Annotated in this window: 14 protein-coding genes; 4 read left to right on the plus strand and 10 right to left on the minus strand. The window is 59.8% G+C overall.

Features of this window, described 5'->3' with window-relative positions:
• Positions 1-20: 20 nt before the first annotated feature.
• From CHU70_RS06595 to CHU70_RS06605, 3 genes are all read right to left on the minus strand, one after another.
• Positions 21-1,262, minus strand: coding sequence for a hypothetical protein (locus CHU70_RS06595; RefSeq protein ID WP_016422149.1), 1,242 nt, complete (start codon positions 1,260-1,262; stop codon positions 21-23).
• Between the two features lie 132 nt (positions 1,263-1,394).
• Positions 1,395-2,309, minus strand: a complete 915-nt coding sequence (locus CHU70_RS06600; RefSeq protein WP_224783752.1) for a C40 family peptidase — start codon at positions 2,307-2,309, stop codon at positions 1,395-1,397.
• 128 nt (positions 2,310-2,437) lie between these two features.
• Entirely contained in the window at positions 2,438-2,758 is a 321-nt protein-coding gene (locus CHU70_RS06605; RefSeq protein ID WP_016422151.1) for a hypothetical protein, read from the minus strand.
• A 345-nt stretch (positions 2,759-3,103) separates the two neighbouring features.
• Here CHU70_RS06605 and upp point away from each other — a divergent pair, with 345 nt between their 5' ends.
• On the plus strand, positions 3,104-3,739 hold the full coding sequence (upp, locus tag CHU70_RS06610) for a uracil phosphoribosyltransferase (protein ID WP_049171962.1): 636 nt from the start codon (positions 3,104-3,106) through the stop codon (positions 3,737-3,739).
• Between the two features lie 9 nt (positions 3,740-3,748).
• Here upp and CHU70_RS06615 read toward each other — a convergent pair whose 3' ends face one another.
• Positions 3,749-4,432, minus strand: coding sequence for a hypothetical protein (locus CHU70_RS06615; protein WP_141744775.1), 684 nt, complete (start codon positions 4,430-4,432; stop codon positions 3,749-3,751).
• Positions 4,433-4,628: 196 nt separating this feature from the next.
• Here CHU70_RS06615 and CHU70_RS06620 point away from each other — a divergent pair, with 196 nt between their 5' ends.
• Together CHU70_RS06620 and CHU70_RS06625 are read left to right on the plus strand one after the other, a co-directional pair.
• The gene (locus CHU70_RS06620; protein WP_049171968.1) at positions 4,629-5,855 is read left to right on the plus strand and encodes a M20 family metallopeptidase; all 1,227 of its coding nucleotides are present in this window, start codon (positions 4,629-4,631) and stop codon (positions 5,853-5,855) included.
• A gap of 75 nt (positions 5,856-5,930) precedes the next feature.
• Complete coding sequence (locus CHU70_RS06625) at positions 5,931-7,340, plus strand: NAD(P)H-quinone dehydrogenase (protein ID WP_016422155.1); 1,410 nt, start codon at positions 5,931-5,933, stop codon at positions 7,338-7,340.
• A 96-nt stretch (positions 7,341-7,436) separates the two neighbouring features.
• On the opposite strand, the gene CHU70_RS06630 is transcribed toward CHU70_RS06625, so the two are convergent.
• The 5 genes from CHU70_RS06630 to pgi form a co-directional block, all read right to left on the minus strand.
• The gene (locus CHU70_RS06630) at positions 7,437-7,715 is read right to left on the minus strand and encodes a mycoredoxin (RefSeq protein WP_147739788.1); all 279 of its coding nucleotides are present in this window, start codon (positions 7,713-7,715) and stop codon (positions 7,437-7,439) included.
• 70 nt (positions 7,716-7,785) lie between these two features.
• Positions 7,786-8,316, minus strand: coding sequence for a dihydrofolate reductase (locus CHU70_RS06635; protein ID WP_049190304.1), 531 nt, complete (start codon positions 8,314-8,316; stop codon positions 7,786-7,788).
• A gap of 23 nt (positions 8,317-8,339) precedes the next feature.
• Positions 8,340-9,176 (minus strand): thymidylate synthase, encoded by an 837-nt coding sequence (locus CHU70_RS06640; protein WP_049190301.1) that lies wholly within the window; start codon positions 9,174-9,176, stop codon positions 8,340-8,342.
• A 16-nt stretch (positions 9,177-9,192) separates the two neighbouring features.
• Positions 9,193-9,948: a 3'(2'),5'-bisphosphate nucleotidase CysQ gene (locus CHU70_RS06645; protein ID WP_049190299.1), complete on the minus strand. Its 756-nt coding sequence runs from the start codon at positions 9,946-9,948 to the stop codon at positions 9,193-9,195.
• 168 nt (positions 9,949-10,116) lie between these two features.
• The gene (gene pgi, locus CHU70_RS06650) at positions 10,117-11,754 is read right to left on the minus strand and encodes a glucose-6-phosphate isomerase (RefSeq protein ID WP_147719161.1); all 1,638 of its coding nucleotides are present in this window, start codon (positions 11,752-11,754) and stop codon (positions 10,117-10,119) included.
• 203 nt (positions 11,755-11,957) lie between these two features.
• On the opposite strand from pgi, the gene CHU70_RS06655 reads away from it, so the two are divergent.
• The gene (locus CHU70_RS06655; RefSeq protein ID WP_076771674.1) at positions 11,958-13,439 is read left to right on the plus strand and encodes an NAD-dependent succinate-semialdehyde dehydrogenase; all 1,482 of its coding nucleotides are present in this window, start codon (positions 11,958-11,960) and stop codon (positions 13,437-13,439) included.
• 22 nt (positions 13,440-13,461) lie between these two features.
• On the opposite strand, the gene CHU70_RS06660 is transcribed toward CHU70_RS06655, so the two are convergent.
• Positions 13,462-13,836: a chorismate mutase gene (locus tag CHU70_RS06660; protein WP_049171980.1), complete on the minus strand. Its 375-nt coding sequence runs from the start codon at positions 13,834-13,836 to the stop codon at positions 13,462-13,464.
• Positions 13,837-13,901: the final 65 nt, after the last annotated feature.

Raw genomic sequence — 13,901 nt, forward strand, 5'->3', positions numbered from 1 at the left:
GCCAGCTTTGCTGGGAGGAGCTAGATCTTGGTCGTGAACCGAGCGGCCAAGTCCTTCTCCAGCTGCCTCCAGCCCTCGGCCTCATCGTCGTAAGGCGGAACTGGCTCGGACATTTCTCCGGTGTCCAGCAGGAAGTTCAGCAGCCACTGCAGCTGCTGGTTGCCCGCCAGTACCTCGTTCACGGCATCATCTCCAGCCCAGTCAGCGGCGTCTGCGAGTAGCTCGTACGCGCGGGCGAGCTGGGCGGTGTCCACGGCGTTCGGGCCCTTTTCAATGTCCTCGGCCAGACCGGTAAACGAGTACTCATTGTCCTCGTGCACTACGGCCTCCAGTTCACCTGCGTTGGCCGCGGTGATGATTTCATCCCACGTCGTCAGCGCCGACATGTCGTGATGCTTGTGCTCCAGCAGCCAACGCACCATCGTGCGGGGCTGTGAGAACGTGTGAATCTCACCGGCGCTGCCCAGGAATAGCGGGCGACGTCCCATGTAACAACGCAAGGTGTAGAGCGTGCGGCCAGCGATGGAGATCTTGATCGGGTCGATGCCAGCGTTGGCCCACACCGTCTGATCGTACGGATCGCCGGCGGTCTCCTCTGCGGACTTCTTTTCCTCTTCGCGCTTCTTCTCCGCCGCTTCACGACGCTCACGCTCCGCGGCCTCCGCCTCCTTTAATGCGGCTGCAGCAGCGGTTTCAGACTCTTCATCGATGCTCGGAGTATTTGCGCCGATGGCGTCGATAGCGTCAATGCAATTGTCCCAGTTGGTCAAGATGACATTACCGATAGCCGACCACTGAGCGGCGCCACTGCCCTGGAAGTGATCAGCACCATTTTGCGTGGCAGCCAGGACAGAGTGAGAGGCGAACATCTGGTTGATCGGAGTGAGATCCGCGATCGCACCAATCGAGCGAGTGATGGCAAGAATGCGATCAGCGCGCGAAACATGGTCGTAGTCGGCCCGGCCGGCCAGAATCTCTGGCAGCCCAATCAGGTCATAGCGGTGGCGTGGCGCCGCGATGGCAGCTCCCGGTAGCTGCTGGTTGAAGTTGCGCCAGCTGGGGTGCTGCGTGAAGTCGTGAGGAGCATCCGACTGTAGGAAAGCCAGGAGCTTTGCCGCCGATGAGAACAAATAGATGTCATCACCGCGGCCGAGCAGAGCCTGCCACTCGGAGCCACCCTCACGCCAGCTTGGAGCCCACAACGTGTAAAAGGTGCCCGAGGTCAGCTCGAGTTCGATAGGAACGATGCCTTTCCTGGCCATAGTTTTCGTCGCAGCCCTTCTGCTTGTCGGTGATTATTAAAACTCAAAAATTGTCATACCTGCAGCGCCCCCACGGGTGGCAAGTTTGCGTATTCCTATCTTAGAAGTTTTACGACGCAGATACCCACCGCACTATCCGGTCGGACGGTAGAACCCCTTAAACGGCATGCCGATGTTGGTCGTACGCACGGGGTTTACCTGCACCGGATCGCCCGCTTCGACCATCTTTCCGTCACCGATAACCATGGCGACATGGCCGTCCCACACTGCAAGATCGCCAGGTAGCAGTTCATCCTGGCTCACCTGTCTGCCGACGGCCTGTGCTTCTGCCGTGCGGGGAATATCAACACCAGCTTGCCCGTAGGCCCAGTGCGTTAAGCCTGAACAATCGAGCGCCTGCCCCGGAGTATTTCCGCCCCAACCATAGGGCGTTCCGACGGCACTGAGTGCAGCCTTCACCGCAGCTTGGGCCTCTGGTGTGGGCGCGCCAGCTCCAGCATCCGCAGGTACCGGCGCGCTGCCCGAATCGGACGACGCCTCCGAACCATCTGCAGCGTCGGTAGCGCTAGCCGAACCTGGGGTGTTCGTAGACGTAGAAGCGAGGGCGGCTTGAGTGATACCTGGGGCCTCCAACTGTGCCGAGTGAGGTGGGGTAGGGGTGTCCACCGCGGTACTCGCTTGCTGTATCAGCGACTGCACCAGAGGTCGCAGTTCTTGCTCGAGTTTCATGAGCCGCGCAATGGCCTGGGAGATCGCGGAACTGGCCGCTGAGGCTAGGCTGGCGCCGGTCGCGGCGAGACCAGCGGGCCCCGCAGCCGTCGCAGTCAACGAGCCCATGGCGGAAGTGACAAAATCCATGGCAATCCGGGCCAAATCAGTGGCCGCTGACATTACTGCGGCCAGCCCCTTGGCAATGTCACTGTCAATGGTTCCGGCGCGAGTTTCCAAGTCGGCTGCCGCATTTGCAGCCCGTTTGAGACTTGTTCCCGCGGCCCCTGCTCCGGAACCAGCACCATCGCCCCAGTTGCGGTCAACGGAATCTGCCACTGAGCGCCAGGCGGTACTCGCGGCGGGTATTGCGGCCCCAGCAAGTCCTGCCAGTGCGGGTGCGATGGCAGGACTTAGCTGTTGTGCAATCGCGGTGGGGACCTCCGTAAGTAGATTGGTGGGAAGCATCACGCACCGCCCATTCCGCGAGTTGCAACGGCTCCCATTTTCGGTGAGATGGACTGCAGCGCATATGCGCCGGCATCTTCAGCAGTGGACACCGCAGAGACAAGAGCGTTCAGTGCACGAGCAGCGCTGGTGCCGTACTCATTCAGCTCAGCTACATGCTCGTGTTGGTGCTGTAGAGCAGTGGCTGCAGCGTGACAGAAGGGCCCAGCAAACGGGACGTCGCCAAGCGAGAGCAGTGCGCTGATGCCCAAGTCAGCGCCGCTGACCTGCTGCGACAACGCGTCAAGGCGCGTGGCATCGGCAGAAATCAGCTCTGGCACCAGCGTAAAGACTGAGTCATTCCCGCTAGTGGTCGGAGAGAGAAAAGATTGGCTGTGGGAACTGTGTGGTGATGGACGGGACAATGTTGACGGCCTCTCTAGGAAATTCGCGTGTGGTTCAACACTCAGTGCTGTGGCTGAACGGCTAGCGGGGTTCGGACGGCGGCTGAGCGGCAAGTGGTTTGGTAGTAAGCGGGCTTACGCAAATGGGGCGCAGTAAAAAGCCCTCGTATTGTTAGGCGCGAAAAAGGCCGATTCGGTTCCATCTTTTTTGGGAACGCGTTTTCAGAAACTTGCGATGCCGGCACCAGAGCGGCAAAAGCAAAGCAATGTATTTTGGAAGGCATGGAGATTACCGTTGTCAACCATCCCTTGGCACAGTCACGTTTGACCATTCTGCGCGACGCGCGCACTGATAACGCGGGCTTCCGTGCGGCACTCGCCGATCTGGGCGCAATGCTGATTTACGAGGCAAGCCGGGAGCTGCCCGTCGATAACTTCGATGTTCAGACCCCAATCACTACCGCGCCGGGTTACCGTCTGCAGGATCCGCCGATTATTGTTCCCGTCATTCGTGCGGGGCTTGGCATGATCGATCCGTCGCTGTCGATGATTCCGGATGCGCAGGTGGGCTTTATTGGCTTGGCTCGTAATGAGGAAACTCATGAGCCGGTGCCGTACCTCGAGGCGCTGCCGGAGGATCTGTCCGGGCGCACTGTCTTCCTGGTCGACCCGATGCTGGCAACCGGCGGTTCACTGCTGCATGCCCTGAAGCTGTTGGCGGATCGCGGAGCGGACAACATCACGGCCGTGTGCATCATTTCTGCACAGCAGGGTGTCGACGCCTTGAAGGAATCCGGTTTCCCGGTGCGTCTTGTCACCACTGTGGTGGACCCGGATCTCAACGAGGATGCCTACATCGTGCCGGGGTTGGGAGATGCGGGCGACCGCCTCTACGGTCCCCGCAACATTGATCTTTAAATTGATCTCTTAGGCAGTTCCCCAGGCTTCTGCCGCGTACTTCTTGACGACCTCGTTGTCCTTGGTCACAAGAACTCCGTCGGGGGACATCTGGTACTTGTACGAGCCGTTTTGTGCAACAACGCGGTCGCCCTCATCGACGATGATGTCCATCGATCCGGAACCCTGTGGTGTATCCGAGCGGTAGTACTTCTCGCCGGAGCGCGTCTCACAAGCAGCAGCCTTAATTCCCTGTTCAGCGGCGATAACAGCAAAGGCGCGGTCACCGTTGTCGCAGCGTGCGGAGCTGCCCACGAAGCCCAGGCCGTCTAGGTCGGAGCGGCCAGTGCCGAAGTCCTGCCCCTCCGGAGCTGATGTCGGCTCTGAGCTCGTCGTCGTGGATGGCGAAGACGTGGTGCTCGGCGTCGACGACGAGGACGATGTCGAAGTGCTCGGCGTGCTTGACGACGTCTCGGAGGACTTCGACGTAGTTGTGGTCGTGGTGGTCGTCTTGCTCGTAGAAGTCGAACTCGTCGAGGACGGCGGTGTCGAACTGGGCGACGTCGGCTGCGAGGAGGAGGGGACCTCCGGACGCTGGGGCTCATCACTATTGTTCAGCGACAGGCCGATGGCGATGCCGATGACGACCACGAGTGCGGTGGCCACGATGATGATGGGGATGCTGAGAGACTTAGGTGTGCCATTGCCGGACATGCCTATTATCATCGCAGACTTCCTCAAAATGTGAAACATCTGATAATTGAAGAGGTCAAAGTTAAAGAAGTGACTCCTGGTCATGCGTACGTCTGGCGCCGACATTCAAGCGCTTGCCGGCCACTGCTGTCGCTGGCGCAGTCGTCGGTAGGCCTCTTGTTACGGTCTGTCGGTGGAGCGCTTACACTGGAGAGTTGTGATTGAGGAGTTTATTAAGCACTGGTGGGCCGAGCACGCGAACGAGATTCTCGAGTGGCGGCGGCATCTTCATGCGCACCCAGAGCTATCTCACATGGAGCACGCCACCACGGCTTTTGTGGAGGAGAAGCTGCGTGCTGCAGGGCTGAAACCAGTGCTGTTTCCCAACACCGGCCTGATGGTCGACATTGGTGAAGACGAACTCGCCGGTAGCGAAGCCGGAGGTGAACTCCCGGGACGTCTCGCTTTCCGCGGCGATATAGACGCGCTTCCAATTACAGAGACCACGGGGCTGGAGTTTGCCAGCACCAACGATGGCGTCATGCACGCCTGCGGGCATGATTTTCACACCACGATTACGCTCGCGACGGCTCTGGCTATGGCTGAGTACCACGAGAAGCACACGTTGCCGACGCCGCTGCGTTTCATTTTCCAACCCGCCGAGGAGGTCATGGTTGGCGGTGCACCCGAGGTTATCGCTGCCGGTGCGCTCAATGGCGTTGAGCGTATTTTTGCCGTCCACTGTGAGCCGAAGCTGCGCGTCGGTCACGTCGGCGTTCGAACAGGTGCCATCACCTCTGCGGCCGACACGTTGGAGATTCAGGTGCATGGCCCGGGCGGGCATACTTCCCGTCCGCAGATGACAGCCGATGTTGTCTATGCGCTGGGCAAATTGATTGTCGATTTGCCCGGCTTGCTGTCACGACGCGTCGACCCACGCACTGGCACCGTGCTCACGTTCGGCTCCGTTCACTCCGGGTATGCACACAACGCGATTCCGTCGGAAGGCAGCGTCAGCGGCACCCTGCGCACCGCGGACATCAAGACCTGGCGCGACATCGATCCACTGGTTCGCGAACTCATTGAACAAGTCCTCGCCCCGACCGGCGCAGAGTGCACCATCAATTACGAGCGTGGCGTGCCGCCTGTGCTTAACGACGAATACTGCACCGCCCTGATTGCGGAAGCAGTGCGACGAGTGGACGAGAATGCTGTCATTCAGGCCCCACAGTCGTCCGGTGGCGAGGACTTCGGTTGGTATCTCGAGCACGTCCCGGGCGCGATGGCCCGCTTGGGCTGCTGGTCCGGCCGCGGCGACAAGCACGATTTGCACCGAGATGACCTAATCGTGGACGAGCGTTGCCTGGGCGTTGGTGTGAAACTCTTCGCTGGCATTGTTGCTCGCTATGAGGACGGCGCGCAGTCAACCATGACTGTCCGTTAGACTATGGGGGCAAAGCGGGGAAAATGCCTCCCGCGGTAGTTACATTGTGATATCCACGGCAACTTTGGAGGATTTGTGGCACAGAGGATCGTAATCATTGGCGGCGGCCCAGCCGGCTACGAAGCAGCGCTGGTTGGCGCCAAGTACGGTGCTGAAGTCACTGTGGTTGAGGATGCCGGGATGGGCGGTTCTTCCGTCCTGTGGGATTGCGTTCCCTCTAAGGCCTTCATCGCGGCGACGGGCGTTCGTACCGATATGCGTCGTGCGGACGAGATGGGTCTGCGTCCGGACTTTTCCCAGCGCAAAATCGACTTCACTGCGGTCAACGAGCGCGTTAAGCGCCTGGCTCAGCAGCAGTCCGACGATGTTCGCGCGCAGATGGAGCGTGAGGGCATCAAGATGCTGCAGGGCCGCGGTCGCCTCGATGACCACGACCCGGGCCGTGTAACTCACTACGTCACCGTCGACTTGCTCGAGGGCGGCGAGGTCACTCTTGAAGCCGACCTGGTGCTGGTCAGCACCGGTGCGTCCCCGCGCATTCTGCCGGGTGCGATTCCTGATGGTGACCGTATTCTGACCTGGCGTCAGGTCTACGAACTGGAGGAGCTGCCGGAGCACCTCATTGTGGTCGGTTCCGGTGTGACTGGTGCTGAGTTCGTATCCTCGTTCACCGAGCTGGGTGTGAAGGTCACCATGGTCGCCTCGCGTGATCGTATCCTGCCGCACGAGGATGCCGACGCTGCAGATGCCCTAGAGGAAGTCCTACTGGAGCGCGGTGTGGACGTTGTTAAGAACGCCCGCTGTGATCTTGTCGAACGCACGGAGGACGGCGGCGTTCGCGTCGTCACTTCCGACGGCCGTGAGGTCTTCGGTTCCCACGCGTTGATGACCGTCGGTTCGATTCCGAACACCGCGGATATGGGCCTGGAAGCAAGTGGCGTAAAACTGACTCCTTCTGGCCATATTCACGTCGACCGTGTTTCCCGTACCAACGTGCCGGGTATCTACGCTGCCGGTGACTGCACCGACTTGTTCCCGCTGGCTTCCGTTGCAGCTATGCAGGGCCGTATTGCGATGTACCACGCCCTCGGTGAAGGCGTATCTCCGATTCGCCTGCGCACCGTTTCGTCGGCAGTGTTCACCCGCCCAGAGATTGCGACTGTCGGTGTTTCCCAGGCTCAGATTGAGTCCGGTGAGGTCTCCGCTCGCGTTGAGGTTTTCCCACTGGCAGGTAACCCGCGTGCGAAGATGCGCTCGCTGCGCCACGGTTTTGTCAAGCTGTTCTGCCGTAAGAACTCCGGCATGATTATCGGTGGTGTGGTGGTCGCTCCGACTGCCTCGGAGCTGATTCTGCCAATTGCGGTGTGTGTTTCCAACCAGCTCACCGTCGATGACCTGGCAAGCTCCTTCTCCGTCTACCCGTCACTGTCTGGCTCGATTACTGAGGCTGCTCGTCAGCTGATGGCACACGACGATCTGGACTAATGCTGGTATCGCGACTGGCAGCATGACCGGTCGCGCGTGAACGTAAAAAGCCGAACCCGAAAGTGGGGTTCGGCTTTTTGCTTACTTAGCTTTTAACTACTTGTTGGAGAGTTCAGCGTACTTAGCGGTGACTTCCTCAACCGGCGGATTCGTGGCGTGCTCGCCATCGGAGTACAGCACGGTCGGAACAACGCGGTTGCCGTCGTTGACGGACTCAACCCACTTCGAAAGGTCGTCGTGCTTTTCGACATCCCAAGCCTCAAACGGAGTGCCGTTTTCTTTCAGGCCAGCAATGAGGTTCTGGCAGAAAGGGCACCAGGACGCAGCGTAAATGGTCACGTGTTCGGTGGTCTGTGGAGTCTTCACATCAGTCATGCTTCGTTCAACGCGCGGACCAAGGCCGATATTCCATCGGTATGCCGCGGATAACGAATTGCCAAAGAATCTAATCCTCTAGCCGCCGCCACGTGCAGAAGCGGTAGCGTAGGCCGGTCGTTGACGTCTGCCACGGACCATCCTCGACGCGAACCCAGTCGTAGAGGTCGGGAGCCATGACCGGTACCGGGACGCTGACATCAGTATCAATGTCGGTGACCACGCATTCGTCGGCAAGCGAAAGTGCGTCACGATAGACGCGCCCGCCTCCGATTACCCACGCTGCAGGTTCGTCGGCGACGGCTGCGAGCGCGGCTTCGAGGCTGGTTGCGGACTCGGCGCCGGGGAAATCGGACACGGAGCGTGAAAGGACGATGTTTCGACGACCGGGGAGTGGTCGGAACTTGGGATTCAGCGAGTCCCACGTGCGACGCCCCATGATGACCGGTGCGCCCATCGTCGTTGTTTTGAAATGCTGAAGATCTTCAGGCAGATGCCAGGGCATAGTCGCACCGTCGCCGATAATGCCGGCTCGAGACTGCGCCCAGATCATCCCTACAAACGGGGGTCTTGCGCTGGTGGAAGCGGTGGACTCGTTCATGTCGACACTCACCTTTCGCTGACTTAGACAGCCACCTGACCGCGAATCAGAGGATGCGGGTCGTAGCCGATGACCTCAATGTCCTCGTAAGCGTAGTCGAAAATGCTGTCGGCCTTCCGAAGCTTCAGCGTGGGGTAGGGGCGCGGCTCACGGGAGACCTGCAGTTCGCACTGTTCAATGTGGTTGTCGTAGATGTGGCAATCACCACCGGTCCAGATGAACTCACCAACATCCAAGCCCGCCTGCTGCGCCATCATGTGCGTCAACAGTGCATAGGAAGCAATGTTAAACGGCACGCCCAGGAACATGTCCGCGCTGCGCTGGTAGAGCTGGCAGCTGAGCTTGCCATCTGCGACGTAGAACTGGAACAGCAGATGGCACGGCGGCAGCGCCATATTGGAAATCTCGGAGACATTCCAGGCGCTGACGATGTTGCGGCGGCTATCCGGGTTGGACTTCAGAGTCTCCAGCGCTTGTGCGATCTGATCGATGTGGTGCCCATCTGGAGTGGGCCAAGAGCGCCACTGCACGCCATAGACCGGACCGAGGTCGCCGTTGTCGTCTGCCCACTCGTCCCAAATAGTCACCCCATGATCCTGGAGCCACCGGACGTTTGAATCGCCGCGGAGGAACCACAACAGCTCGTACACGATGGACTTCAGGTGCACCTTCTTAGTGGTGATCAGTGGGAAGCCCTCGCTCAGATCAAAGCGCAGCTGGCGGCCGAACACTGAGCGAGTGCCCGTGCCAGTGCGGTCTGATTTAGCTGCTCCGTCAGCGAGAATTTCGCGCAGCAAATCCTCGTACGGAGTCTTAATGCCCTGATGAGCCTGTGTCGTGATGTCAGTGGAGTCGGTCATAGCCGCCCTAGCTTACCTACTTCTGCTCTTGATCCTTGAATTCCTTCACCAGTGCCAGAATCTCCTCCGACAGGTCCGGTCGGCAGAACAGCATATCCGGCAGGAAAGTATCGACATTATTGTAGGTCGGCGCGGAGCCGTCTAGGCGGCTGACAAAAAGCCCTGCGGACTTAGCGACACCAACCGGCGCTGCCGAGTCCCACTCGTACTGACCACCGTCGTGGATGTAGGCGTCGTAGTCACCGAGCAGCACGTGCATTGCCTTCGCACCAGCGGAGCCCATCTCCACCAGCTCCATGCCTAGCTTGTCAGCGACGTACTTCGCCACAGCCGGTGGGCGAGTACGCGATACGACAATCTTGCCCGCACGCGGCCCCTGCACAGCCTTGGCCTCACCCGTGTGGAAAACCTGGCCGTGATCCGGCAGACCAACAGCAGCGTGGGTCGGCTGACCGTCCTCTACTAGAGCGACATGAACTGCCCAGTCCTGGCGCCCCGAAGCGAACTCACGCGTGCCATCGAGTGGGTCAATAATCCACACCCGCTTTGAGTCCAGGCGCTCACGGTTATCCGCGGCTTCCTCCGACAGCAGTCCGTCGTCCGGACGGTGCTGCTCTAGTACGCGGGCAATCCACTCCTGTGCCAGTGCGTCGCCGGCATCTCCCAGAATGCGGCCACGCAGCAGGCCTACGTTGCGGACACCCTTGAGAATTTCACTGGCGCCCACGGCAAGTCGATAGGCAAGAACATCATCTTCAATGTAGGCAGACATGACTTAGATACTATTCGCTTTTTCCCGACCCCGCTTTACGACGGGATGCCGCGCCCCATCCTCACCGCAACCGAATGGTCATATAAATAACAAAAGTCCGCCCGCAGCGAGAATCAGTTCAAGCCGAAGGCGGACTCTTAGCTATCTAGGCCAATTGGCCAGAAGACGTTAGCGCTTGTCGCGGTACCACGTCAGCAGCGCATCGGTAGAAGCGTCGCCAGAATCAGGCGCCACTTCACCGGTAACTGCAGGCAACAGGTCACCAGCCTGCTGCTTGCCCAGCTCGACGCCCCACTGGTCGAAGGAGTTCAGGCCCCAGACAATGCCCTCGACAAAAGTAATGTGCTCGTAAAGTGCAATCAGCGCACCGACAGCGTCCGGGGTCAGTTCCTCAGCCATGATGGTCGTAGTCGGACGGTTACCCGGCATGACCTTGTGCTCCACGAGCTCCTCTGCAATGCCCTCTGCGCGAATTTCTTCTGCGGTCTTACCGAAGGCCAGCACCTTGGTCTGTGCGAAGAAGTTACTCATCAGCAGGTCGTGCATGGAACCTTCGCCAGATGCCGTCGGCAGATCCTGGCGTGGGCGGGCAAAGCCGATGAAGTCAGCCGGAACCAGGCGAGTTCCCTGGTGAAGAAGCTGGAAGAAAGCGTGCTGGCCGTTCGTTCCCGGCTCACCCCAGAAGATTTCTCCGGTGTTGTAGTCCACCCTCTTGCCGTCGGTACGCACGGACTTACCGTTCGATTCCATGGTGAGCTGCTGAAGGTACGCCGGGAAGCGAGAGAGATCCTCGGAGTAGGGCAGTACGGCATGCGACTGGGCGTCGAGGAAGTTTGAGTACCAGACATTCAGCATGCCCATCAGTACCGGCACGTTCTGCTCCAGCGGAGCGTTGAGGAAGTGCTCATCCATTGCTCGGAAGCCCTGCAGGAAGCGCATGAAGTCCATCGGGCCAACGACTGCCATGATGGACAGGCCGATGGCGGAGTCGACGGAGTAGCGGCCGCCGACCCAGTCCCAGAAGCCAAACATGTTCTCAGTGTCGATGCCGAATTCGGCGACCTTTTCGGCATTCGTGGAAACGGCAACGAAGTGCTTGGCGACGGCTTCTTCGCTACCCAGTTGCTGGATAAGCCAGCGGCGAGCTGCGTGAGCGTTGGAGAGCGTCTCCTGCGTGGTGAAGGTCTTGGAAGCGACAATAAACAGCGTGGACTCCGGATCGACCTCATCCAGAACCGCCTGCAGGTCAGATGGGTCAACATTAGAGACAAAGCGGGCATCAATGCCGGCAGTGGCGTAGGTGCGCAGCGCCTTGGTCACCATTGCCGGGCCCAAGTCGGAGCCACCGATGCCGATGTTCACCACAGTCTTAATAGTGTGACCCGTGTATCCCAGCCAGTCTCCACTGCGGAGGCTGCGAGCGAAATCGCGCATGCGGCCGAGCACCTCATGCACGTCGGCAGCGACATCCTGGTCGCCGACGGTCAGATTTTCCTCTGCTGGCAGGCGCAGCGCTGTGTGCAGCACGGAGCGGTTTTCAGTGGTGTTGATCTTGTCACCGCGGAACATCTTCTCGCGTGCTTCTTCGATTCCAGCTGCACGAGCGAGCTCAACCAGCTCGGCAAAACCGTCGAGGCACATCAAGTTCTTGGAGAGGTCAACGTGGAGAGTGCCCGCATCGAAAGTCAGCTTCTCAGCGCGGCCTTCTTCAGTTGCGAAGAGCTCACGCAGCGAGGTGCCGCGGACGTTGTCCACGCGCTTAGCCAGCTGAGCCCACTGCTCGGTTCCAGTGATATCTACAGTCATTCCTGCTCCCAGGTAATTTTTGACGAAATGCACTTTATACATCCCCAGACTAGTTGCGTTTTGGCGCTCTCGCCGGGCGGCTGGATTCGACCAGGCGTGACCACAATCTGCCAGCAACTCGAGTCCGCAGTGCTCATGCGTCGCCCCATCCGCCACCTACGAGCCCCTAGCCCGCTTCAGCAAAGGCACCTACCCTGGAAAATATGACTGATTTCACTCCCGATTACGACAACATCCTCAAAGACGTCCCCACGGGTCTTCTCCTCGGCGGTGAGTTCCGTCCTGCGTCGAATGGCGAGACCTTCGACGTAATTAATCCCGCCACAGATAATCCGCTGGTCAAGGTCGCTTCTGCCACTGAAGAGGACGCGAAGCGGGCGCTTGACGACGCCGTCGCCGCCCAGAAGGAGTGGAAGGCAACCCCGCCCCGCAAGCGCAGCGAGATTCTTTACCGCGCATTTGAACTCATCCGTCGGGATGCAGATAAGTTGGCCCAGCTGCAGTCCCTGGAGATGGGCCGTGCGCTGCCGGATTCCAAGGCCGAGGTCGGCTACGGTGGCGAGTTTTTCCGTTGGTTCGCTGAGGAGGCTGTGCGTATCTCCGGCGATTACCGAATTTCTCCGAGCGGAACCTCGCGCGTCGCGGTGATTAAGCAGCCGGTCGGCCCGGTTTTGGCTATTACGCCGTGGAATTTCCCGCTGGCTATGGGGGCCCGCAAGATCGCCCCGGCACTCGCCGCCGGCTGCCCGGTCATTATTAAGCCCGCGTCCAAAACTCCGCTGACCATGCTCTACCTGGGCAAACTGCTTATCGAGGCCGGTGTCCCCGCAGGCGTGATCTCCGTGCTGCCAACAGGACACTCAGCCAACGTTTCGGCCCTGCTTTCCGATGACCGCCTGCGCAAGTTCACCTTCACCGGTTCCACCGAAGTTGGCCAGATGCTCGCTGCGAAGGCCGCGGAGACCTCGATGAAAGTCTCCCTTGAACTCGGCGGAAATGCTCCGTTTGTCATTCTCTCTGATGGCGATGTCGAAAAGGCTGTGCAGGCAGTCAGTGACGCCAAGCTCCGCAATGGCGGCCAGGTGTGCATCGCCCCGAATCGCTTTATTGTTCATGAAGCCAAGAAGGATGCGTTCGTCGAGGGCGTCGTCAAGCGTTTTGCGGAATTGAAGTTGGGCGAGGGCACCGACCCTGCGACGGACCTTGGGCCACTCGCGCTGCGCGATCAGCAGGAAAAGGTTCGTGATCTGGTTGATGATGCGATCAAGCGCGGTGCGAAGGTCGAGTGCGGCGGCAAGATTCCAGATCTCGGCGGCGCGCTTTCCGACGGCTACTTCTTCGAGCCCACAGTTCTGACAGATGTGCCCGAGGATGCGGATATTGTCTGCGAAGAGATTTTCGGTCCAGTGGTTGCGGTGACGACCTTCACGGACGACGACCGTGCGATTGAGCAGGCAAATGACACGATCTTTGGTCTGGCGGCGTATGTGTTCAGTGAAAATCTGACCAAGGCGCTTAGTGCGGCAGAGGCGTTGGAGTCCGGCATGGTTGCGGTCAATAAGGGATCGCTGTCGGACCCGTCGGCGCCGTTCGGTGGTGTCAAGCAGTCCGGCCTTGGACGCGAGGGTGGCTTCACCGGTATCGATGAGTTCCTAGAGGAAAAGCTGATTTCCCTGGAAGGCTAGACGGGCGAGTAGCTGGCGAGGGTTAGCCCAGGCGACCGCGTCCCATGCGCAGCAGCGCCGACGCGATTGCCGGGCCCTCTGGGCCAAGTGCGTCGCGGAACTCGTTGATGATCTGCACCTCTCGGCCGTGCACGAGACGTGTGCCGCCAGATCCCAGGCGGGTTTTGCCGACGGCCTTACTGATTGCGGTGCGGCGTTGAATGGCATCGATAATCAGCCCGTCAAGGCGGTTGATTTCCTTGCGGTACTGTTCGATCTCCGCGGAGCTCAACGGGTCATCGGTGCCGGTGGGGGTGCGGACTTCAAAAGGGGATACTGCCGCAGCTTGCTGGCTGTGCTCAGCGCCGTCGGTGTTATCGGTGTGTGCGGCGCGAGTGTCCGCAGGGTTTTCGCTCATAGTTCTTATTGTGCCAAAGGATTCGAACAGTCCAATCCGGGGGCTCGGCTACTGTAGTAGCCATC

Source organism: Corynebacterium sp. LK10 (genome assembly GCF_008042455.1).
Lineage (GTDB): Bacteria > Actinomycetota > Actinomycetes > Mycobacteriales > Mycobacteriaceae > Corynebacterium > Corynebacterium jeikeium_D.

Excerpts from the sequence above, each read along its gene's own strand:
- CHU70_RS06645 (WP_049190299.1), bottom strand. The coding sequence starts at position 9,948 with ATGTCTGCCTACATTGAAGATGATGTTCTTGCCTATCGACTTGCCGTG.
- CHU70_RS06635 (WP_049190304.1), bottom strand. The coding sequence starts at position 8,316 with ATGAACGAGTCCACCGCTTCCACCAGCGCAAGACCCCCGTTTGTAGGG.
- CHU70_RS06630 (WP_147739788.1), bottom strand. The coding sequence starts at position 7,715 with ATGACTGATGTGAAGACTCCACAGACCACCGAACACGTGACCATTTAC.
- CHU70_RS06655 (WP_076771674.1), top strand. The coding sequence starts at position 11,958 with ATGACTGATTTCACTCCCGATTACGACAACATCCTCAAAGACGTCCCC.
- CHU70_RS06615 (WP_141744775.1), bottom strand. The coding sequence starts at position 4,432 with ATGTCCGGCAATGGCACACCTAAGTCTCTCAGCATCCCCATCATCATC.
- pgi (WP_147719161.1), bottom strand. The coding sequence starts at position 11,754 with ATGACTGTAGATATCACTGGAACCGAGCAGTGGGCTCAGCTGGCTAAG.
- CHU70_RS06660 (WP_049171980.1), bottom strand. The coding sequence starts at position 13,836 with ATGAGCGAAAACCCTGCGGACACTCGCGCCGCACACACCGATAACACC.
- upp (WP_049171962.1), top strand. The coding sequence starts at position 3,104 with ATGGAGATTACCGTTGTCAACCATCCCTTGGCACAGTCACGTTTGACC.
- CHU70_RS06640 (WP_049190301.1), bottom strand. The coding sequence starts at position 9,176 with ATGACCGACTCCACTGACATCACGACACAGGCTCATCAGGGCATTAAG.
- CHU70_RS06595 (WP_016422149.1), bottom strand. The coding sequence starts at position 1,262 with ATGGCCAGGAAAGGCATCGTTCCTATCGAACTCGAGCTGACCTCGGGC.